Annotated in this window: 17 protein-coding genes; 1 reads left to right on the top strand and 16 read right to left on the bottom strand. The window is 42.5% G+C overall.

Annotated elements, in window-relative coordinates; all coding sequences use genetic code 11:
- The 12 genes from INP51_RS11890 to INP51_RS11945 form a co-directional block, all read right to left on the bottom strand.
- Positions 1-963, bottom strand: a complete 963-nt coding sequence (locus INP51_RS11890) for an ABC transporter ATP-binding protein (protein ID WP_193735062.1) — start codon at positions 961-963, stop codon at positions 1-3.
- Entirely contained in the window at positions 948-1,946 is a 999-nt protein-coding gene (locus tag INP51_RS11895) for an ABC transporter ATP-binding protein (RefSeq protein WP_193735063.1), read from the bottom strand. Before INP51_RS11895 ends, INP51_RS11890 begins: the two co-directional genes overlap by 16 nt.
- 9 nt (positions 1,947-1,955) lie before the next feature.
- On the bottom strand, positions 1,956-2,846 hold the full coding sequence (locus INP51_RS11900) for an ABC transporter permease (protein ID WP_193735064.1): 891 nt from the start codon (positions 2,844-2,846) through the stop codon (positions 1,956-1,958).
- A 12-nt stretch (positions 2,847-2,858) separates the two neighbouring features.
- A complete protein-coding gene (locus INP51_RS11905) occupies positions 2,859-3,794 on the bottom strand; it encodes an ABC transporter permease (RefSeq protein WP_193735065.1) in 936 nt (311 codons plus the stop codon).
- Positions 3,795-3,797: 3 nt separating this feature from the next.
- Positions 3,798-5,315: an ABC transporter substrate-binding protein gene (locus INP51_RS11910; RefSeq protein WP_193735066.1), complete on the bottom strand. Its 1,518-nt coding sequence runs from the start codon at positions 5,313-5,315 to the stop codon at positions 3,798-3,800.
- A 58-nt stretch (positions 5,316-5,373) separates the two neighbouring features.
- The gene (locus INP51_RS11915; protein WP_193735067.1) at positions 5,374-6,585 is read right to left on the bottom strand and encodes an amidohydrolase family protein; all 1,212 of its coding nucleotides are present in this window, start codon (positions 6,583-6,585) and stop codon (positions 5,374-5,376) included.
- 16 nt (positions 6,586-6,601) lie between these two features.
- Entirely contained in the window at positions 6,602-7,135 is a 534-nt protein-coding gene (locus INP51_RS11920) for a MarR family winged helix-turn-helix transcriptional regulator (protein ID WP_193735068.1), read from the bottom strand.
- Positions 7,136-7,452: 317 nt separating this feature from the next.
- Entirely contained in the window at positions 7,453-9,156 is a 1,704-nt protein-coding gene (locus INP51_RS11925; protein WP_193735069.1) for a DUF2264 domain-containing protein, read from the bottom strand.
- A 17-nt stretch (positions 9,157-9,173) separates the two neighbouring features.
- The gene (locus INP51_RS11930) at positions 9,174-10,289 is read right to left on the bottom strand and encodes a glycoside hydrolase family 88 protein (protein ID WP_230406786.1); all 1,116 of its coding nucleotides are present in this window, start codon (positions 10,287-10,289) and stop codon (positions 9,174-9,176) included.
- A 14-nt stretch (positions 10,290-10,303) separates the two neighbouring features.
- Positions 10,304-11,689, bottom strand: coding sequence for an extracellular solute-binding protein (locus INP51_RS11935; RefSeq protein ID WP_193735070.1), 1,386 nt, complete (start codon positions 11,687-11,689; stop codon positions 10,304-10,306).
- Between the two features lie 79 nt (positions 11,690-11,768).
- Positions 11,769-12,596: a carbohydrate ABC transporter permease gene (locus INP51_RS11940; RefSeq protein ID WP_193735071.1), complete on the bottom strand. Its 828-nt coding sequence runs from the start codon at positions 12,594-12,596 to the stop codon at positions 11,769-11,771.
- Entirely contained in the window at positions 12,593-13,558 is a 966-nt protein-coding gene (locus INP51_RS11945; protein ID WP_193735072.1) for a carbohydrate ABC transporter permease, read from the bottom strand. The genes INP51_RS11940 and INP51_RS11945 overlap by 4 nt, the downstream gene beginning before the upstream one ends.
- 242 nt (positions 13,559-13,800) lie before the next feature.
- On the opposite strand from INP51_RS11945, the gene INP51_RS11950 reads away from it, so the two are divergent.
- The gene (locus INP51_RS11950; protein ID WP_193735073.1) at positions 13,801-14,787 is read left to right on the top strand and encodes a LacI family DNA-binding transcriptional regulator; all 987 of its coding nucleotides are present in this window, start codon (positions 13,801-13,803) and stop codon (positions 14,785-14,787) included.
- A 41-nt stretch (positions 14,788-14,828) separates the two neighbouring features.
- Here the strand turns inward: INP51_RS11950 and INP51_RS11955 are convergent, their stop codons facing one another.
- The 4 genes from INP51_RS11955 to INP51_RS11970 all read right to left on the bottom strand — a co-directional run bounded on the left by INP51_RS11955 (position 14,829) and on the right by INP51_RS11970 (position 20,724).
- A complete protein-coding gene (locus tag INP51_RS11955; protein WP_193735074.1) occupies positions 14,829-16,373 on the bottom strand; it encodes a glycoside hydrolase family 43 protein in 1,545 nt (514 codons plus the stop codon).
- Between the two features lie 294 nt (positions 16,374-16,667).
- Positions 16,668-17,471 carry a CpsD/CapB family tyrosine-protein kinase gene (locus INP51_RS11960; RefSeq protein ID WP_193735075.1) on the bottom strand — a complete coding sequence of 268 codons (804 nt, stop codon included), beginning with the start codon at positions 17,469-17,471 and terminating at the stop codon, positions 16,668-16,670.
- Positions 17,392-18,177 carry a YveK family protein gene (locus tag INP51_RS11965; protein WP_193735076.1) on the bottom strand — a complete coding sequence of 262 codons (786 nt, stop codon included), beginning with the start codon at positions 18,175-18,177 and terminating at the stop codon, positions 17,392-17,394. Before INP51_RS11965 ends, INP51_RS11960 begins: the two co-directional genes overlap by 80 nt.
- 390 nt (positions 18,178-18,567) lie before the next feature.
- Positions 18,568-20,724 (bottom strand): glycoside hydrolase family 3 C-terminal domain-containing protein, encoded by a 2,157-nt coding sequence (locus tag INP51_RS11970; RefSeq protein WP_193735077.1) that lies wholly within the window; start codon positions 20,722-20,724, stop codon positions 18,568-18,570.
- Between the last annotated feature and the right edge of the window lie 37 nt (positions 20,725-20,761).

Consider the following 20,761-nt stretch of genomic DNA (forward strand, 5'->3'; position numbering starts at 1 on the left):
TCAGATTTCCTCCTGTTCGTACAGTGTACACGCCACAAAATGACCGGGTGTCTCCTCTTTCAGGGGAATGTCTTTACCCAGACATTGTGAAGCGCATTTGGCACAGCGCCCGGAAAAACGGCATCCGGGTTTCGGCTCAATCGGATCGCTCACCTCTCCTCGAATAATCTTTCTGTCATCACCTCTCCTGCTTAGATCTGCTTTTGGAATTGCACTCAGAAGTGCTTTCGTATATGGATGCAGCGGATTGTCGAAGATCTCATCGGATGGTGCCAGTTCAACGCACTGTCCCAGATACATGACCATAATGTTGTCGGATATGTGCCGGACAACAGACAAATCGTGCGTGATGAAGAGATATGTAAGCCCCATATCATCTTGCAGATCCATCAAAAGATTTAAAATCTGTGCCTGAATCGAGACATCCAGAGCACTGACAGGTTCATCGCACACGATAAACTGAGGATTTAATGCAAGAGCTCTTGCCACCCCGATCCGCTGTCTCCGTCCGCCATCCAGTTCGTGAGGATAAGCGGATGCCAGTCTTCTGGCAAGACCCACCTTATCCATCAGTTCCAATGCATGTTCTCTGCGCCTTGTATCGTTTTTCAACATTTTATGTATAATCATTGGTTCGCAGATCAGATCCAGAACATTCATCCTCGGATCCAGACTGGCGTAAGGGTCCTGGAAGATAATCTGGAGTTGTGTTCGCATCTTTTTCATTTCTCTTCCGGAAAGTTTCATGATATCTTTTCCGTCAAAAACAATTTCTCCGGAATCGGCGTCCGTCAGACGAATTAAGGTTCTTCCAAGTGTTGATTTTCCACATCCAGACTCACCAACAACTCCCAATGTTTCACCTTTTTTGATTGCAAAATCCACATGGTCAACTGCATGCAGTTTTCCGCGCGGAGTTTTAAAATACTTACACAGATCCCGCACTTCTAACAGATTTTCCATCCGTCTTTTTCCTCCTTTTCCATCAGATGGCACTGAATCTTATGTGAACCATTCTTATACACAGGTACAGCACCGATTTTACACTTTTCCATACATGATTTACATCTGGGATGGAACTTACATCCTGCCGGGAGGTCAGCCGGGTCCGGCATCAAGCCATCAATCGGCGTGAGACGTGAACGCTTAGCCGTCAGATCCGGAATCGATCCAAAAAGTCCTTTTGTATAAGGATGGTGGTGTTTTCCCTCGAAAATATCATAAATGCTGCCCCGTTCGACCAATTCACCTGCATACATAATGGCAACGCTGTCACAGATCTCCGCAACAACCCCAAGATCATGAGTGATAAGAAGAATGGACGTTCCCATCTTTTTCTTCAGGTCCTCCATCAATGTCAAAACCTGCGACTGAATTGTCACATCCAAAGCGGTAGTCGGCTCGTCAGCAATCAGAAGCTGAGGCGAACAGGCAAGAGCCATTGCGATTCCAACTCTTTGTTTCATTCCTCCTGAAAATTGATGTGGATACTCATTTCTCCTGGATGAAGGAATTCCAACAAGTTCTAACATTTCGCAAACCCTGTTTTCTATGTCTTCTTTGCTTCTTTTCTCACGGTTATGTAATTCCAGATTCTCAGCAATCTGATCTCCCACGCGCATCACAGGATTCAGACTGCTCATCGGATCCTGAAATATCATGGAGATGCGCTCTCCTCTTACTTGTCTTATTTCTTCCTTATCCTCTTTTAGCAGATCTTTTCCTTCCAGCAACACTTGTCCGCCTTTTATTTTTCCCACACGTGACGGAAGCAAATTCAATATGCTAAGTGCTGTCGTTGTCTTACCTGCACCAGTTTCCCCTACCAGACCGAGCGTTTCACCATGTTCCAGACTCAGGTTTATCCCATTGACTACTTTCATATCCGCTGTTTCTGTTATATAGTGAACTTCCAGATTTTTTATTTCAAGTAATTTTTCTTCCATATCATTCCTCTAATCTTTCAGTTTCGGGTCTAATGCATCCCGAAGGCCATCTCCAAGCAAGTTAAGTGAAAGTGATGAGAGAACAATTGCAAGACCCGGAAAGGCAACAACATTCCATGAGTATCTCATAAACTCTCTTCCCTCTGAGAGCATGGCTCCCCATTCAGGAGTCGGCGGCTGCACACCCAGACCAATGAAACTCAAACTTGCAGCAAGCATAATCATAAATGACACACTCATCGTAGCCTGTACAATAATCGGGCCGAGTGAATTCGGAATAATATGTTTCGCAATAATCCTGAAGTCTCCTGCCCCCTGGCTGCGTGCAGCCTCTACAAAGTCTGAATCAACAATTGTAAGTACAGATGCCCGGACAACTCTGGTAAAATAAGGTGTCATCGTAACACTTACTGCTATGACTAGATTTCTGACACCAGGTCCCAATGCAGCAACGATAGACAGTGAAAACAACATCGGAGGAAGGCACATGATGGTATCAATAATACGCATGATAATGTTATCCAGTTTTCGATAGTATGCTGACAGTGATCCCAAGATACCACCGGCAATACATGATACAATTGTCGTTGAAAAGGCAATAAAAAGCGAGGTACGTGCACCGAATATTACCCGGGCAAAGATATCTCTTCCGAAACCATCTGTTCCAAACAAGTGTTTTGTCGACGGCGGAAGCAGTCTTCTCGAAATATGCTGCTCAATGACATCTTTCTCATAATCGGAAATCTGGTTTGCAAAGACTGCCGCCAGGATAAAAATCATTATAATAATCAGTCCTGCCATAGCGGGCTTATTCTTTTTCAGGCGATGCCATACTTCTCGGAACCCGCTTTGCGGGCGGGACGCCAGATTCTCCAGCTGCTTATTCTTTCTTTTATTCATTTAAGCTCCTCCCTATTTTACCTGTTCATAACGTGCCTTGATACGAGGATCAATAAATGCATATAAGATATCTACCAGTAACAGAACCACACAAAAAATGAGTGCGATAAACATCGTTGCCGCCATTACCTGTGGTACATCCTTTGTGCGAATAGAATTTACGACGAGGCTTCCAAGACCCGGAATCGCAAAGACAGATTCAATCAATATAGTCCCTCCAAGAAGGCCTCCAAATTCGGAACCAATTACTGTTACAATTGGAAGAAGTGCATTTTTCAAGGCATGACGCCATATGACAATCTTCTCGGTGGCACCCTTTGATCTGGCCGTTCGGATATAGTCCTGTCGTATCGTCTCAAGCATTGCAGAGCGTGTCATGCGAAGTACCTCTGCCGCTATGGGCAGAGATAGAGCAATCGCGGGCATAATATAATGAGCAGGAGTTCCGACTCCATTCGACGGCAGCCATCCTAGTTTCAGGGAGAATAATAAAATCATCATAAGTCCCAGCCAAAAGCCAGGCACGGATGCCATCAGCATGGCCGAAACTGTGCAAATCATATCCAGAATAGAATATTGTTTTATTGCCGACAATATCCCAAGCGGAATTCCTATCACCACAACCAGGACAATGCTCACAAGAGAAAGTTTCAGCGTAATGGGAAATCTGGCAAATATCTCTTCAAATACCGGACGGCTCGTGCGGTATGAAGTACCAAAATCTCCCTGCACAGCATCCTTCATATATCGAAAATATCGAACAGCAAAAGGATCATCAAGCCCCATCTCATGGTGCAGTTTATTCACGGATTCTTGAGGAGCACTCTGACCAAGTATCAGTCTGGCCGGATCTCCAGGTGTAAAAGACATAATGGTAAATACGATGAAGCTGACTCCGATCAGAATCGGGATCATCATTGCAATCCGCTTCAGAACATATTTTTTCATCCTTTACTCCTTCCACGACATGTTTTTGTAGATATATTTTTGATTGTGTATTGCTTTTACATTCTTAAGAGCGGGATTATATACAACAGTCGACAAGTTGAAGTACAGGGGGATCACATACGCTTTTTCCATAATAATCTTCTGTACTTCCACATACATCTTGTCTCTTTTATCCGCATCCATTTCAACACGAGCCTGTTCGAGAAGGTTATTGATATCTGGATCATTGATACGACTCACATTAAAGGTTCCATCCTTATGATACATGTCGAAATATGGTGCATCTGTGTTTACATCTTCCATTGGATATCCACCGCGGCTCATGTCGTAATCACCGTCGCCAAACATCTGCCACCAGGTGCCGGTTTCAACGGGCTTCAGCTCAAGTGTTACCCCAACTTCGCTGAACATCGACTGCAGTGCCTGTGCAAGTTTTCCGTTCGCTGTGCTTTCGCCGTAGAAGAAATCGAGTTTCAGATCTTTGGCACCTGCCTCGGCCAGTAATTTTTTCGATTTTTCAACATCATATGCGTAGGTCGTATACTCCGACTTATCGGCATATCCTTCCTGACCCTTTTCCAGTGGAATATCTGTTACGACTCCCTGTCCCTCATTAACCAGCACATTGACAGCTTCCTTATCTATCGCATACGCCAAAGCCTGCCTTACCTTTTCATCGACACGATCACTATTAAAATTGGCAGCGTAGTAACTGTTTCCGACAACCTCATCCGTTTCCAGATCAGGATTCTCCTTAGCCTGATTATAGTCCACGGCACTCACGTTAAAGTTCAGATCGGCCTCACCTTTTTCCAAGGCCACGAATGCAGTGTTGCTGTCCGGTATAATCTTAAATGTCAACTTTTTGATGGATGGTGCTCCGGCAAAGTAGTCTTTATTTGCTTCTAATACAATCTGCTGAGAAACATCCCATTTTACGAACTTATAAGCTCCTGTTCCAATTGGATTCTTAGCAGCTTTATCACCGGCTTCGTTCATGTATTTCTCACTTGTGACATACATGTAAGATATCTCGCCAAGGAAATTAGCATATGGATATTTCAGATTGATTTTTACAGTGTAATCATCAACAGCTTCCGAATCTTGAATCATAAACGATGCAAACTGCATCCATGCCTGCTCTGCAAAGCGCTTGCAGGTGTAGACGACATCCGAAGCCTTCATTTCGTCCCCATTGTGAAATTTCACTCCTTTTTTCAAATGAAAAGTATATGACATTCCATCATCCGAAATATCCCATGATTCCGCCAGAGACGGTTTAATCTCCTTTGTATCGGGATCAACTTCCACCAGCCCGTCAAAGATATTCGCGCAAAAATTGATATCTGCACTTGCCGGAAGCATCTGAGGATCTAGTGTTGTAAAATCATTCGGCAGTATTACAACCAGATCATCACGAGTCTTTGCAGATGTCTGACCGTCCTTTGTCTTGCCGCATCCAGTAAAGAGGCCCATCAGCAGACAGACGCAAAGTGTAAGGGCAATCGTTCTTTTTTTCATAATCTCCATTCCTCCTGGTTATTTAGGTATTTGTGGTTAGTGCTCACGCGATTGCGCATCACATGAGCGGCTGGATATAATCTTCGCTGTAATGTTTTACTTTTTCAAGTACCTGGTCCATCTCTGATTTGTCGTACCAATCTCCTTCTTTTATCACAGCACAATAGCTCTGGGCATTTTTGATGTCTTTTAGAGGATCCCGATCTAGTACGAGTACATCCGCATCCATGCCAACTTTCAGACGTCCTTTCTGCTCGCTAATTCCAATACATCTTGCAGCATTTACAGTTGCGGTGCGCAGGACACGGTAAGGTGACATGCCGAATATCTCGCTCATCAGCACAAGTTCCTCATATACAGAATATCCTCCGGTGACTCCTGGGTTCGGCACATCTGTTCCAAGAAGTATTTTATCGCTGTGAGAGACAAAAAGTCTTGCACGTTCGAGTTCTGCCTCATAATCGAGATTATCATATCTGTGAAGGGATTTCCTCCATGCAGTCACTTTCTCCCAGTCTCTCTTCCAATAGTCATTCATGGAATCGTAATGGTATGTGGTCTTTAGATCACCGTTTTTATGTACATATTCTTCGATTGTACGGCCCACTACTAAGGTTGGACAGAACCACATTCCAGATTCAGCGAGCATGAGAATATCTTCGTCATTTTCCGGAAGGCAGCTGGAATGTTCCAATGTATAATAGCCCAATTCAGCAAGCTCTTTGAATGTCACAGAATAATTTCCATGTCCCATCACTTTAATCCCAAGGTTGTTTGCAACATCCATCAAACACAAGAAAGCATCTCTTGGAATGCTCGGATACGTCTTGACGAATTCATATCCGTCATTGATAGTATCCACCACTGCCTTCTCTGCTTCCTCCGGTGTTCTGACGACCAGAGACCCTTCCCAATAGGTCTCACCGTCGATCAATGGACCTGTAGAATATACTCTTGCACCGAAACGCTTCCCAGACTCAATTTCTCTTCTCCATGTTTGTGTTTCCGGAAATCCCCACATGTTCCGGCAGCTTGTAATACCGCAAGCGAGCAGCATTTCTGTAATCTCACTGCTGTCCATATGTACATGGCTATCTATCAGTCCCGGAATCAGATGCTTGCCCGTACAGTCTTTTACCGGTATCCCGTAAGGCTCTATGTGCGGAGCTATACGTGCTATTTTTCCGTTTGCGACCAGAAGGTCCGTGTTCTGATATTCTGCTGTGTCATCCATGGTGATGATATGTGCATTGTGCAGAATGTAATTCATGATGTTCTCCTCTCTACTAATCTACGTAGTCTTTTAGATACTCTATATAGCCATTAAGAAACTCCAGAACGGTTTTCTTTTTGGCAAGTGAAAAGTTCGCATACTGCGCGTAAACTTTGGCACTTCTTTGTTGGTGAAAGGCATAATGTCCTTCATAGGCCTGATAGCCTGATTCTGTCAGTTTATAATAAACATCTTTGTCATTTCCCTCGCGATGATAAGAACAAATAAGTCCATTTTTCTCTAATTCTCTCACCTTTCGGGAAACGGTACTCTTATTCTGTCTGCGCAGCAGTGCAAGTTCAGACAGATTACAAGTGGGATAGTCTCCGATCGTCTCAATCATATGAATATCATTCATATGGAGCAAGGTACCTGTTCCGTAGTCACGTAGTTGTTTGTTCATCCGTGTCTCATATTCAAACATCGTCTCCATTGCTTCATCGAGTGCCTTAACAAAAGGATCCTTTGTCTCTTCCACCTCTGTTTTTCGTTTCTCGGGCATTGTACTTGTTGTATCTGGATTAATTTTTGTTTTATCTGAAACCATTTTTATTTTCCTTTATTTATAATTTTATTTTTATTATAATTTTTTCATAAATATACTGTTTTTTATTATAATCTTTTGGATTTAATATGTCAATACGAAAATATTTTCTTATTTTCTCGATCAGAGTTCTAGAATTATTATAGCTATAAAATAATCGTCTTTCACTTTTGTTGTTTCATGCAACAATATATCATATCAGTCCAACACATCTTCGCAATCTGCGCTTTTACTGTCAGCGTATATTAAAAGGCTCAAAAATGCAAAATCAAGCATTTTTGAGCCTTTGTTTTTATTGTAAAATGCAGTTATATTTTTACTTATGTTCTCTTTCCAAAGTGCCCGCTGATCAAGGTATGAAAACCTGGTTCCACGCTTCCCAGAATAGTCGGTATGGCACTATTAGGATAGATCAGATTTGTATTTGGATCCGGGAATACAACCTCACAGTGATCATATCCCTCGATATTTAACGACCAGACAGTTCCATTTTCCCCGGTAAGTTTTGCTTCGGTTTTGGACTCTTGGCATGAATAATCTTTTTTATGTCCGTTGTAAGTTCGGACCGCGTATCCACCATCTGCCAACTGCAGAGCACGGTCTGTCTGGATCAGATGGATCCGGATATGACCATGAGTGATTGGGACTATGTATGACAAAATTTCTACCCCATCCACAGGCTTCCACTGATGCCATACATACGCATTGGTGATACCACTGCTCACACACCTCTCTTTCTCAAAGTAATGTTCATCCCCCTGACAGGCGACAGCTAAAGTATTGTCGTATGCCCCTGCCTCCAGATATCTTGCATCCTTACGCACACTAAACCCAAAGAAAGAACTGTACACGAATTTGCTGTATTTTTCTGCCGCATGCGCCTGTCTGGTCAACTGATCCGTCGGATAAAGTTGGGCATTTCCATCCGGTTCTGCCATAAGCAGCATTTTCGCTTTTGGGACTGGATGCACACCAACTTTTTTCACGGGATTCTCCGGTCTGGCCCGCCAGAAGGGATGTGCATCCGAAACAGCCAAAATCAGAAACGTTTTAAACGCCCAGTAGGGTGAACCGGGACCATTATAGCTCTCGGACATATACAAATTCTCATACCCGTAACCAATACTCAAAATTCCGTCTGGTCTTGTGATTGCCTGTCTCTCCCAATATTCCAGATTTTTCATCAAGACATATTTCATATTGGCCCATGGAATGGCCTCGACATCTGCATAGACACAGGCACTCCAGAACGCAGACTGTGCGAAACGGTACGTAAGGCTTCTCCCAAACGGAATCGCCGCCCCGTCATCATCAAACCAGTATACAAAGTCCTGTGCAAAAAGTTTCACTCGCCTGATATAACAGGCGCAACGTTTCGGATCTTTTTCTTTCATCAGTTTAACATACATAAGACTATAAAAGTGAAATGCCCACGCAATATAATAATCCATCTGATGTTCATTTCCGTCCATGTACCATCCATTTCCCAGATACATCGTATCCAGTTCATCCATAGCCTCATCCGTAGCAGCCTGATCAAAGGGCAGTGATAAGCTTGAGAATGCAGCATTTACTAGAACGCGAAAGAAGAGCCAGTTGTTATCGTGTACTTTTGCCTTGTTGATTTGATTCAGCCAGCTCCAGATATGTTCCTGCTCAGTCTCAGACAACGTATCCCAAAACATTTCCCGCGTCAGAACCAACGTGACCGCCAGAGAAGGCATTTCCACCAGTAGCTGATCATAATCTGAAACAGTTCCCCAATATCCGCAAGACTTGGGATTGCACCCAGATAAGATGCCCTTCCTGTAAAAGGAAAAGTCGAATTCCCGATCACAAGATGCGGCAGGTCCCGCAGCCCACAGTTGTCTCAGAAAGCCTTCTGCCTCAATCTGTCTTCTGTCATAATGTGTACCCGAATTTCCGAGATTTAAACCACTGATATGAATGCCGTTCCTCTTCACCGGCTCCATAAGACTTTTGGCGAATCTGTAAATGTCACTTTTGTCATCATTTTTCTCCATCTGTCTTCATCTCCTCTTCACCAGATTGTAAGTACATCACCCTTCAATCGAAGCAGGGCCTCAATGAAGAAATAATCCCCGTAGATCATGGACACATGTGTTTCTTCACTGTTGTGATAAGAATGACTACTGTACCCGATAATGCCATCTGTATCAGGATTCCAGTCAGCATAAGCATGTTCGATGGCTCTCAACATCTTTACTGCAGAATCACGATACAAGTTTTTTTCGCACGAATCGACGTGATCGGCAATTTCCATCAGTCCACATGCCGCACAGGTCCCCGCGCTCATATCCCATTTTTTGGGATATGCCGGGGCACGAAAATCGACAAGGGGAAGAAAGTCCGTCCGGGAAACACAGGCAATAAAATAATTTGCGATATTTTTTGCAGCCATCAAATATTCGGACTTCTGGGTATGACGATAAGCGAGGGCGAATCCATAGATCGCCCAGGCCTGCCCGCGGCTCCAAGATGAATCCGCGGAATATCCCTGACCCGCAAGCAGCTTCTGAAATTCCCCGGTATTCGGATCGAAACAGGCGATATGTCCCACAGAACCATCCTTTCTCACGAGATATTCCAGGACACTGTCTGCATGAGCATTTGCAATCTGAGAGAATCTGGGGTCTTTGACTGTCTCGGATGCCCAGTACAGAATCGGAATGTTCATCATACTGTCTATGATCACCCAGCCGGAATTATCCCGATTCCACGATCGCAGAAACTCGCCCCGAAGATTAAAACGGCCAGCCAGAAGAGCCGCCGCATGCAGAGCTCTGACCTTCGAACGCTCATCTTTCGTGGTCTTATAGTCTGCCACCGAAGTAAGCATCCACATAAAGCCGACATCATGATGAAGTCCCTGAAAATCCGCGAATGCCTTATCCAGCATTTCTTCGATGGACACGGCATCCTCCCTAAAGGAATCATCCCCAGTCAGATAGTAGAACTGCCAGAGTTCCCCGGCATAGAATCCATTCGTCCACCAAAAAATCTTATCTTTTGCCATATCATCGTAGACGCCATCCACCGCTATATAGGGGATCTTCCCCCGGTTTCTCTCCATCATCGCTCTCATCTTTTTTTCTGCTTTCGGCAGTATCTCATCTACCCACTCTTCTGTCTGCACTTGGTTCCTCCAAATCAATAGTTATATTTTACAGTTAATTCCGGATAAGCTGACTGAACCTGTGTTCCAAGTCCCTTAATTGCATCGTCCAGTGACATACTTCCATTTGCATAGTTGATAACTGCATCATTCATAAAGCTCTCGATATCACCGTCATACTTCGTCACGACATCGGTCGGAAGTTTCTCCTGTATTGCAGCCTGTTTCTGATACTCTTCGAAAACTTTCTGATTTCCCAGAAGCGGCTCCTCGTATCCGGAATCCACCAGAATTTTGTTTGCCTCTTTGGTCGATGCGAATCCATCTTTTCCTTTTTGAACATCAACAAGCTTCTGCGTGTCAACACTGATCCCCTTGACCAGATCCCATGCATTATTCTTGTGAGAGGTTGTCTTGGTGATAAAAAAGTATGTTCCACCTCGATTATAAGCGTATGGAGGAGTAGTCATACCCCATTTTCCGGCTCCCTCTTTTCCATCAACCTGTGGTTTGAATTTCGATGAATATCCCCAGGAAGGCAGGAAATCCACAAAAAATGCATCTGTGTTCCACCCCGAAAAATAAGCATCGTCTTCTTTCTCTGTCAGGAACATCTTGTCATCATAGATCTGTTTATTGATCTCGAAGATGTTGGCCATATCCTTTGTGACTGTGAATACATCATCCTTGACATACGGTTTTTCACGTCTGTTTGACAGCATTTTATTTAGGTTCTGTGTAGTTCCGAACATCTTGACCTTTCCGGAATAAGCATCATTGATCTTTTCATATAAGTCGGGCCATTGATCAACATCACTCAGGGCTTTCCCCACTTCGTCCGGATCATCCGTGCCAAGAATATTCTTTGCAATTTCGCGGTTATAGTACATCATTCCCACCGGATACTCCGCAGTCACTGCCTGGAGATCCCCCTTATCATCGGAGCCGAGCGCAACCAAGTCTTTGTAGGTATTGTCAATGTAGTTTTTGGCATCATCCGGAAATTCTTCTGACAGATCCAGATTGACACCGCGTTCCACCCAGTCCTTTACATAGTCTTTCGTGATTGCATATACATCTGGGGCCGTCTTGGGATCTGTGATCTGCTGTTTTAATTTTGTCTGTAAATCAGCAAATGGAATCACGACAACGTCGACATCAACTCCGTTTGCAGCACCCCATGCCTCGGCATCTTCTTTGATCGAATTCCCTTGTGTCCAGATCACAAGCGGTCCATCCCCATCCTTTTCTGCCTTTGCATCATCACTTTTTGCACTAGTGCTGCTATTTTTTGTCCCACTTTTGCTCTTTGCAGTATTCGATGCACTGCTGTCAGCATTTTTACCGCACCCCAGCATCGTTACTGCCATGGCTACCGCCATACCTCCTGTAAACATCCTCTTTAAGCTGGACTTCTTCATTCTCTACTTCCTCCTTCTACATTTTTTATATAAAGGATCTTTGTCCCTTCATATACGAAAGTCTCGACTTTTCCCATACCTACTCCTTTTCTCCTCCTGCACCAATACCATCGATGATATAACGTGAGAAAAGGAAGAATACAATCATAACCGGAACGATAGAAATGGCTATGCACAGGTACATGGCCCCGACGCTCGGATCCTGTGTATCGGCATTGAATATCCGGATTACTAAAGGCAATGTGAATTTTTTTGTATCTGAGAGCAATATCAACGGCACCAGATAGTTATTCCAGCTTGTCACAAAGCTGTTGATCCCCATGGTGAATATGGCCGGAGCCAGTATCGGAAGTGCCATCTTGTTAAAAATTTTGAACTCACCGGCCCCGTCAATCCTAGCCGACTCTATAATACTGCGCGACAATGCAGTTTCAGCATATTGTTTGATAAAGAAGACGGTGGTCGCACTGGCTATAGAGGGCAGAATCAGCGGTATAAAGGAATTCAGCAGATTCATCCCCTTCATGAACTTGAAAAATCCGATCACGCTCAGCTGAGGCGGAATCATCATAATCACTAAAATTGCAGTAAATGCAGTATTTTTCAGCTTAAAGTCATAAGCTGTAAGCCCGTATGCCGTCATTGCCGAAAAGTAGCATGTGAGAGCAGTGGAAGAAAGAGCCACCACCAGGCTGTTCCGAAAAGCCTTCAGTACATCAACGCGCGACTGCATTTCGCCAAAATTGTCTGCAATACTCTTTCCCGGAATGAGTGAGAACCCGGAAAGAATATCACCAGTACTTCTCGTTGCATTGATAATCATGACATAGAACGGGAAGAAGCTGATGATCGCCAGCGCAATCAGGAAGATGTACATCACAGTTTTCTTAACTGGTTTGATTCTCATGAGCTTTCTCTCCCTTCTTTTAATCTTCCCATCACGGAAAATGAAGCAAATATCGCGATGAAGAAGAACAGATAATAGGCAATTGCCGCCGAATATCCAAAATTATTATATTTAAATGCTGTGTTATAAAGATACATCACAACTGTCATCAGTTTTCCCTGTGGCGCTCCCAGACCTCCAGTCAGGATCTGCTGAACATCAAAGCTTTGCAGGCCTCCAACGAGCGAGTTCAAAAAGACAAATGCCGTTACAGGACGAAGCAGCGGAAATGTGATCTTCCAGAAAAGATTCCATCCATTGGCCCCATCCACTTTGGCCGCTTCGTAGAGGCTGGGAGAAATCGCCGTCATCCCTGCCATAACCATGATCATGGTATTTCCATAGAACATCCACCAGTGAATCAGCCCGATCGACCCCTGTGCAAATGGTACACTCGACAGAAAGTTGACAGGTTCCCCCACAATATTCAAGCTTGTCAGCAGCTGATTCACAATTCCGGACGGATAGCTTAAAAACTGATTAAACAGAGCCGATATGGAAACTGCGGTCACCAGTCTTGGCAGATAATAGATCGCCCGGAAGATTCCCTTTCCTCTGACTTTGTTATATGTAAAGACAGCTGCCAGCAAAAATGCGAAGATAAACTGCGGCACAGCACCGATTACCCACATGATAACCGTATTTTTCAGGGCTTCATAAAACAGCGGATCCGTAAATACTTTCGTATAATTTTTCATCCCAATAAAAACAGGATTATTAAATCCATCGTATGATGTGAAACTAAGATACAGCGTATACAAAATCGGATACAGACCAAATATTAAAAACGCAATAAAAAATGGCGCTAAAAAGAACAGTCCATACCGATTCTTATCAATTCTGCCTTTCTTACCCCTTTTCACTGATATTTCTTTTTGCATTCCCGGGGGATGCCCCTTGCTTACCTGAGCGGATTTTCCCATAATCCATAACTCCTCTCTGAGTCTTTGTTAATCGTTTATATACTTTTTATAAGCTGATAATACTACATATTAAGATGATATTCAATATATTTTTCAAAAATATTTAAACGTTTAACACATTGCACAAAAAACAACCTCTCTATTTACCCAACTTTAAATCTGTGGTAAAATTAAGCAAGGCAAGGGTTCTCGATATACGTAAAAGGCTTTTGCAGAATAGCGAACAAGGGAGGGACAGGCAGATGGCAGATGTGACTTTAAAACAGATTGCTGAGATAGCCGGTGTATCGGCAGCCACTGTGTCATATGTATTAAGCGGGAAAAGGAAGGTGAGCAAAGCCACAGAACTTCGGGTGCTGAGCGTGGCAAAGCAATTGAACTACTCTCCTAATTTATTTGCACAGCAGTTAAAAAGGGGCGAGTCTTTCTTAATTTTTGCACTGCTGAATACTTATTCCAGCTCTTTTAACGGTGAAGCACTGCAAAAAATAGAACATTCCTTTGAAGAAAAGGGATATCGGCTCCTTGCAATGACCGGAGGACTGGATGACATCATCCGGACGAATATATTCGATGGCGGAATTATATTGAACTATCATACGACGAAACAGGAAATACAGACTTTGGAGGAGTCAACCGGAAAACCACTGATCCTCCTCTCCAACCAGTCAAATCAAAAAAACACAGCATCTGTGATCATGGATAATTTCGGCGGGATGAAACTGGTTCTTGCGGAATTCGCGAAATCAGAACATCAGAATATCTGTTTTATACAAGGACCAGAGGGATCTTATAACAATACCAGCCGAGCAGAAAGTGCAAGATATTTCTATAAGGAATTATTTCAGAGAGATGATTTCGATATCCGTCTCTACCGTGGAAATTTCGTATCAGATGAAAGCTATAAATTGGCGTTTCATTTACTGAAAAACAAACTGTATAATGCCTTCGTCTGTTTCAATGATTCTACAGCTCTCGGAGTCTACAAGGCCGCCTATGAACTCGGAATTCAAGTAGGAAAAGACATCAGTGTAGCGGGCTTTGATAATACCTCATACTCGGAATTCGTTTCACCTGCTCTTACAACTGTGGATGTGGACAAAGATCTCTGGGCCAAAGAAGTAGTTAAAAATTACCTCGCTTTAAAAGATAGATCCATCGAAACCAATGAAGTGAAGATACCCGCCTCACTGATCAAGAGAGGCTCAATCAAATACAAGAGTATATGAATCAAAATCACCGGACCGCTTAAGCGCAGTCCGGTGAATATTTATTTATATTCAAAATATTTAAAGTCTGCATAGCAGCCTTGTTTTTTATCCATATCATGGACCCCTATTCCTATGAAATTACCGGTAAATCCTCCCGCAAGAAACATTAAGTCAAATTCCGGCCCGAACTGTTTTATGCTGTCCTCTTTCCAGTAGAACGTGCCTCTTTCATGGTCAACATGGGCTTTTAATAAGATTTCGCCCCCATGAACAGATGCCATTTCAGGAAGTAATGTATTTACTCCTTCCTGGCATTTCATCAGACGTAACACTTTGCCTTTTTCTTCATCCTGCGAGATATAACAATAAATATAATTCAACTCATTTAAGTATAAGAGCAGTCCGGCCATCTGATTATATGTTTTAGGTTCAAATTCAAGCACCGTTTCGGCTTCGAAACAAAAGTCTTTTTGACGAATAGCCAGCATATGCTGATCAAAATTCGACTGTGGTGATTCTCCGGAAATCAAGCGCAGATAACCTGGTCGGCTACTTAGGCTGCACCAACTTTCACTTGGCATTAATCGTCGGGCATTCCATTCTTTTGCTAAGGAATTTGTAAAATCATCTCGAAAATATGTATTGATCTCTTGTGTCACAGGTTCTTTGGTTTCGATCAAGGTAAATTCCTCTGGTGATGTTGTTCCATTGGCTAATCGTAACCAGCCATCTTCTGTCCACGCTACTTCCTGGATCGCCGTCTCGCGTCCCAAAATAGCTGCTTTTCCCTGCAGCGGACGAGTGGTCAGATAGGCCATGTACCATTTGCCATTGATTCCCTCCACCAGGCTGCCATGTCCTGTATTCTTTAACGGTGAATCCGGCTTATCACTTGCCGTTAACATAGGATATTTCGGATCTAACTCATAAGGTCCGGTAATCTTTGTGGACCGGCAAATTGTAACTGAATGGCCCGATCCAGTGCCTCCTTCTGCAGTGATCAGATAATAATACTCACCGTGACGATATAAATGAGGGGCTTCTGTCTTAGCTAACTTTGTGCCGTCAAAGATCTTATAAACCGGCCCGATCATCTTCTGTGCATCTGCATCATATTCTTGCATAACGATTCCAGCAGATTTATTACTGGTGGTCATACGATAATCCCATATTTCATTTAAAAACCATTTACGTCCGTCTTCATCATGGAAAAGAGACGGATCAAAACCACTAGAGGTCATATAAATCGGTTCACTCCAGGGACCATCGACCGCAGGAGCCGTAATTAGATAATTATGACAATCTTTGAAGGGACGTGTCGTATTCTTGACATCTGTATAAGTACAGTAAAACTGGTTATCATGATAACTTAACTGTGGTGCCCAGATACTGCAGTCCTTAGGATTTCCCTGCAAATTAACCTGGTTTGTCAAAATATCGGTATGGTGTTCCCAATTCACTAAATTCTCTGAGGTATATATACGGATACCTGGCAGCCATTCAAAAGAGGAGACCGCAAGATAATAAGTATCACCAACCTTCAAAATGTTGGGATCCGGATTAAATCCCGGTAGTATTGGATTTTTGATTTTAGCTTGTGCCATTTGAATTCCTTTCTCTCTTGTTATCTTTTCGAATTATTGAATAATCATAGAGCTAGCGCACCAGATACAAAAAATGCCAATATGTATTTCGGTTTGGGGATAAATACTGTCCCAAGCACGGCCAATGCTATCATCTTACAATGCATCTGCTTTTGCTCCAAATTCTGTGATTAATATTTCCATTATATCATATTATCTAATTAGTCAGCAACCACCAGGTCTCTAAAGCTTTTTTTAGCATCCAGGCTTACCAGCTAAATCTTCAATGTAGGAATTTTCAAGTAAACAAATATCTTAGAATATTGTTAACAATAAGAAAGACTGGAACTGCCTTACTAATTCATCATTACTCATCTTCTGTTCACTATCATTACTGTAATAGTGATCATTGTACGAGTAATAATAACCGGATTCTCTTCCTTTCCTTTTGACATTAAATCTGGATAGTATGATACCAAATATCTTTACGTCAACATCCTCAAGTTTTTCCTTTGCCAGCTGCAGCATTTCAAGAGGCGCATAAGCAGATCTGACTACTAGAAATGCGCCGTCAACCATTTCACCAACAATTGCTGCATCTGTGACAACAGAAACAGGTGGTGTATCTATGATTACATAATCGTAAGCCTCTTTTAACGCATTGATAAGCCGCTGCATTCTCGCAGTTGATAACAATTCTGTCGGATTAGGCGGAATCGTACCAACTGGCATGATATCTATCATCAGGTCCTTATGATGGTAAAGTGCCTCTTGTAGGGGACAGTCCCCCGTTAATACATCTGTAATTCCATGGCCTTTTATATCGACATCTAGTAGGCAGTGGATCATTGGCTTTCGGAAATCGCAGTCAAGAAGCACTACTTTTTTTCTCTCCTCTGCCAAAGTAATCGCAAGATTCGCTGCAACATTACTTTTACTTTCCATTTGCATTGCACTTGTGACTACAAAACTATTTACATTTTCATTAGCAGCGATAAATTTGATGTTTGTCCTCAAAGAATTATAGGCTTCTCTATAACTAAATGGGATATCTTTTTGCGTAACCAAAGTGAGTTCTCTGGCTATTCTTGTATTCTTTTTTTCTTTCGATTTTTTCATTTCCTTTTCTCTCCACCTCCGGAATCACACCTAAAACAGGCAAATCAAAATACTTCTGAATATCTTTATCATCTACAAGTCTCTTAGCCTTAAACAATGTACAAATGGTAATTGCAATCATTACAACCAGCATACCCGATGCCGCACCCATCAGGGTTACTTTTTTGACATCAGGTGAAACTGGAGCATTACTTGTTATAACATCACTGGTAACTTTGCAGGATCCGGCCTGAACGGTTTCTACGATCACGCCCGGAGCAACGGATGCAATCTCATTTACTATATCTCCCGACAGCTTTCTATTAGAATTGCGCACTGCGACACGCATAATCTGCGTATTATCTACCACAGTTACAGATACGCTTTTCTGTAATTCATCGTAAGACATGTCCAGATTCAAAGTTCTAATCACCTGATTTAGCACTGTGTTGCTTTTCAGAATCACGGCATATGTAGACACAAGATTTTGTGCACAGGTTATATTGTCATTCGTCACATCTGCAGAATTATCCTTCCTGGTGTTTACAATCATTGTAATTGAGGACTCATACTGCTGGTCCATAAAAAATTTGGAGCAAAAAAATCCAGCCCCTCCTGTTAGAAGCATAGCCAGGAGCAAAACCCAGAAATATTTTTTTACTTGTTGTACGATCTCAAGTAAATCAATTGTATCTGTAAGGTCATACTGTTCATCGTAATTTATCATATCTACCTCTCCTTGTACGGATATCTGCAGAGCATGGTGCTTTTCCATAATTCCGTCATCTATCTAAGATATGGCAAAAAAAGTCTCGTATATATTGTCCATATCCCCTCTCATAAAGTTATAATATCTAACACTATATTACAAAATACGACTCATTTAGTCGTATAAGCACATTCAGTATACCGCCTTTATTATTTATTGGCAACAAGTATTTTTCCTCTCTGCAAATAAAGCAATCACCTTTGTAATTTGCCATATTTGCACAACAAAAAAAACGCCATCATCACTCTCCTGGAAAGTTCTGATGACGTTGTTCTGTTTTCGAAAAATCAAAACAGATATGCCCTATCTCGCCCAACAAAAAACGACTTAAGTCACATCTGTTCTATTTTAAAATCTGTCTTCAGCCCTCACTGTAACTTCAAGAGGCCTTTGTTTTGTGAGAAAAATACTTCTTTCATCTGGCTGACTGCCTCCTGCATATATTATGGTATCAGTTTCTTCCCACTCTCGTCTTCCTTCTTCACTTACGATTTGAAAACATTCTGTTTTAACATTTAAAGAAACGGCTTTTGTCTCTCCTTGTCTTAACGCTATTCTTTGAAACTGTACCAGACTGTGATTTAAAACTGCCAAAGGGCTTCCCATCAGCTTTACATATATCTGTACAATTTCATCACAGTCATACCCGGAGATATTCGTAACATTTACCTTCACACATATGGTTTCTCTTTCATCCCACTTCCCCTTTTCCACCTGTAAATCTTTGTATACAAACTTCCCATAACTCAAGCCATACCCAAATGGGTAAAGTGCCTCATGTTCCATAAATCTATATGTTCTGTTTTTCATACTATAAACTTCAAAATCCGGAAGTTCCTCAGCAGAATGGTAAAAAGTGACCGGCAGCTTCCCCGAAGGAACCACATTGCCAAATAATATATTTGCCGCTGCAATTCCACCCATCTGACCCGGATACCATGTCTGTAAAATAGCGTTTCCATATTCTTCAGCATATGTCAAATTCATGGCACTTCCCGTACTTATGATAAATATAACCGGTTTTCCGATTCCGCAGACTGCCTCCATAAGATCTTTTTGTGCCTTTGGAAATTCCAAATCCTTCTTATCTGCACCTGCATAGCTGTTATTCGCATCCCCTTCCTCTCCTTCCAGTCTTGTATCAAGACCGAGACATAAGAATACTACATCACTTCTCTCTGCCATAGAGACTGCCTCAGAAATACGATCATTTGTTTCCGCCAGTGCTTCCACATTCTCTCTGTATAAATGACTTCCTTCGGAATAATAAATCCGAACCTTTTCTCCGACTTCTCTGCGAATTCCTTCTAAAATAGTATACTGTTCTGTCGCAGTTCCATTATAATTTCCTTTCAGTATCTCTCTGCTGTCAGCATTGGGTCCTATTACTGCAACAGATTTAAGCTTCTCTTTCTTTAAAGGTAATATTCCATCATTTTTCAAAAGAACCATCGATTCCTCTGCTGCCTTCAGTGCTGCCTTATGATGCACGGGTGTATCATTTTCTTCATATGATATCTCATCATACTCTGTTTTCGAATCAAACATCCCCAAACGCATTCTTGTCATCATTACGTGACACACTGCCTGATCAATATCCTCTTCTTTCAAAAGCCCTTTTTCATACGCCTGTAGGATATATAGATAGATAGCACCACAATTTAAATCACATCCACTTTTTAATGCTAAGGCCGCAGATTCTATCGGATTATCTGTCACCCTATGGTGCATGTGAAAATCTTTTATCGCGCCACAGTCAGATACATAGTATCCCCGAAACCCCCATGTATTCCTGAGTAATCCCTGGATCAGCTGATAACTCCCGCATACAGGCTCTCCGTTTAGCCGATTATATCCTCCCATGACTCCTTCTGCTTTGCCTTCCTTAACACAGGCCTCGAATGCCGGGAAATAAGTCTCCGTCAAATCCTTCCTGCTCACTACACTGTCAAAAGAATGTCTGCCCTTTTCAGGACCGGAATGGGCCGCAAAATGTTTTACACACGCCGCCGATTTCAGTCTTTTTTTATCTCCTTGCAAGCCCTTAATATAGGATACTCCTAGTCTGGATGTAAGATAAGGGTCTTCCCCATAAGTTTCATGTCCTCTTCCCCATCGAGGGTCTCTGAATATGTTAATATTCGGGGACCAGAATGTCAGTCCCTTATATAATCCTCTGTCATTTTTTCTTGTCTGCTCGTTATACTTTGCTCTTCCCTCTGTGGCAACTATATCTCCAATAGTCTCCAGAAAATCGCTATCAAAGGATGCTGCAAGTCCTATCGGCTGAGGAAATACTGTAGCTGCCCCTGCCCTGGCAACTCCATGCAGGGCTTCATTCCACCAATTATAAAAAGGAATACCCAGACGTTTCACAGAAGAAGAATTGTGTCTTAACTGCGACGCCTTCTCTTCAAGTGTCATCTGATCTATAAGATCATCTACTCGTTCTTCATCACTAAGTGATTCATCGAAATATCGCCTATATTTTAGATCCTTTATCATGCTTACCACCCCTCTGCCTGATGCATAGGCTATGCCA

This window comes from Blautia liquoris (genome assembly GCF_015159595.1).
In the GTDB taxonomy this organism is placed as follows: Bacteria; Bacillota; Clostridia; order Lachnospirales; family Lachnospiraceae; genus Novisyntrophococcus; species Novisyntrophococcus liquoris.